The organism is Variovorax sp. FW301-JW7, assembly GCF_058788795.1.
This window is the reverse complement of sequence record NZ_JBYTBC010000032.1, coordinates 1-2,700: the sequence shown is the minus strand read 5'-3', so window position 1 is coordinate 2,700 and position 2,700 is coordinate 1. Positions and strand designations below refer to the sequence as shown.

Below are 2,700 nucleotides of genomic sequence, written 5' to 3'. Positions count from 1 at the left end.
CGGCCCGGCCAACTTCCGCTGCACCGAGTGATAAGTGATCTTCCCCGGACACTCGAAGGTGATGTCCCCATCCTGCAGCGTGATCGATGCGCCCTGCGCGGTCGCGATGCGGATCTTCTTCTTGGCCGCGAACTCCACCGTCTGGTCGGTGCTGGCGATCTTCAGGGCCTCCTTGGCCTGCACGCGCAACTCGTCGTGCTGCGCCTGGAAGTCCAGGTCGTCGTTGCCCGCGATGACCGACAAGCCTGTGTCTGCATCGGCCTTCTGCGCCCCGGCCAGCACCCCGATGGCCTGTCCGCTGTGCACGCGCAGCACGTCGGCCAGCGCCAGGTTGATGTCGCCGCCGCTGGCCAGCGTGGCAGTCTCGCCGCTGACGACCTGCAGCTGCTGGCCCGCGACCATCGCCAGGCCGCCGCGTGCGGCCAGCGCGATCACGGCGTCGCTGGTGTGCGGCACCTTGCCCTCGCCGGTGGCGATGGCCTTGTCTGCGGCGTCCGCGTAGGCGGCATCGAGTGCATCGGCAGCGACCATGCCGCTGGCGGTGCGCTCCATCGCGACGTAGGGGGCGCGCTCCTTGTCCAGCTGGGATTCGTTGGCCTTGGTCGCCCCGATGTGCCCGGCCAGCTGCACGGTCTCGTGGGTCTTGGCCGCATCGCTGAGGGCCTGGCCCAGCTGCTGCACCTGCTTGAGCAGCGCCATGCCGGCGGCGAAGTCGCCCACGGGCTCCAGCTTCTGGCCGCCTGCGCCGTGGTACGTGCTCAGCAGCACGCCCTTGCCCCCTCGCAGGGCCGCATAGCCGTCGGTGCGCAGCTCCAGGCCCTGGCCTCGGAAGCTGCCCCGGAAGTTGTCGGCCTGGTGGATCAGGTGGCCCAGGTTCAGCTGGCTGTGGGCGGTGCTCGCATGCAGCTGCACGCGCAGCTGCTGGTTCGAATCGTCGAACACCAATTGGCTGAAGCCTTCGCCGCCGAACTCCTTGGTCTTGAAGCCGCTCAGGGCCGCTGCATTGCGGTGGCCCTTGTCGTCGGCGCTGGCACCGTGCCAGGGCGGGGCATGGCCGGCTGCGAGGTTGGCCTGGGCGCTGGGCGAGGCGTTACCCGCTTGGGCGAAGACGTCTTCATTGGTTTCACCGGCGCGCGATGCACCACCGGGCGTGGGGGCGAGGCCGCCGTCGCCGCGGCCGTTGTACAGCGCACCGACGATGACGGGCTGGTCCACATCGAGGTCGACGAACTTGACCAGCACTTCCTGCCCGATGCGTGGCAGCCACTGCCAGCCCATGCCGGGGCCCGCCTGGCGCTGGGCCACGCGAATCCAGCGGGTGCTGCGGTTGTCCTGGGCGTTGTCACCGTTGCTGTTGTCGCTGGCGTTGTTCTGCCAGTGGAAGCGCACGCGCACGTCGCCACGGTCGTTGCAGTACAGCTCGTCGGCGCCGTTGGGTGAGGTCTCGCCCGAAGGGCCGACCACGATGGCGCTGTGCACGCCGCTGGCCGTGGGCCTGGCGTGCAGGCGTGCGCCATCGGCCGCGGCCAGGGCCGGGCGCCAGGGGCGCGGGGCGTGCACGCCCGAGAAGCTGTTGGCGTAGCCCTGGGCCTGGGCGCTGGCCAGGCTCTGGGGCTGCGGATAGATGCTGTTGTCGTTGTTCGTGCCTGTTGCTGCAGACACCAGCCCGAACACATCGGCCTCGGCCGTCACGGGGGCGCAGGGCTGGTCGAACACGAGGTGTTCTGTCAGCGCACCCAGCTGCGCCGCAATCGACGCCGCCGTGTCCTTGGGCAGGTTGTTGATGCCCACGTGTTCGACGGTGTCCAGCAGCAGCGCAGGCCTGGCTTGCAGCCCGAGTGCGGGCGCGTCGTCGATCTCGAGGCGCGTGCCCGCGCGCAAGGTGCGCACGGTGCTGTGGCCCAGCATCAGGTCGGCGCGGCATTCGGCCGCTTCCATCATCAGGGCCGCGTAGCGCTCGACGGTGCGGTTGGTGTCCCAGCCGCGGCTGCGGTCGTTCAGGCCCAGCACGTCGTCGTACTCCAGGCGCGGGGCGTTCTTGCCGCCGACCGGAAAGCGCGCCGGGGCGCTGCCTGTGAGCTGGCGCTTGCCGTCGACGTTCCAGGCGCTCAGATGCACCTGGGCCACCGACTGGCGCATGCGGCGCACCAGTGCCTGCACGGCGTCGCTGCGCTCCTGGGAGCTCTTGCGGTGAAAGCGAACGGGCGAGCCTGCATCGGCGGGCTGGGTGTCGTTGGACGAGAAGATGACGAGCTTGTGGCCCGTCGGGGCCTGGGCGTCTTCCTCGGTGCGCCAGGCCAGGCCTTCTTCGGCCAGCAGGCGCGAGAAGAAGTCGTAGTCGCTCTCGCGGTACTGGGTGCAGTAGGTGCGAACGGGGGCGTCGGCGAGGAAGCTGTTCACTTCGGAAGAGAAGGCCCAGCTGCCCGCATCCGCATACGGCGCCAGCACGCGTTCGATGATGTCTGCGATGCTGCGCTGCTGGAAGACTTGGCTTCGGCCTTGCTGGGTGGCCAGCCAGAGCCAGGGAACCAGGGTCAGGCGGTAGCGGGCCAGGCCGCCGTCGGAGCCCAACGACTCGACTGCGCGAATCAATCCAGTGCGCTTTGCGAGCGAGCCATTGGCCAGCACCGTAACCAGCGTCAGCGGCTGGTCGATCAGCGAAGACAGCGCCAGGTCCGCACGCAAGCTCAGGCACACGAT

General features: G+C 69.3%; 1 protein-coding gene. It reads right to left on the bottom strand.

Going from position 1 to position 2,700, the window contains the following annotated elements; translation table 11 throughout:
• Window positions 1-2,700 (bottom strand): type VI secretion system Vgr family protein (locus AC3WQM_RS31935; RefSeq protein ID WP_492683855.1); only part of this gene is annotated, 2,700 nt, incomplete at both ends.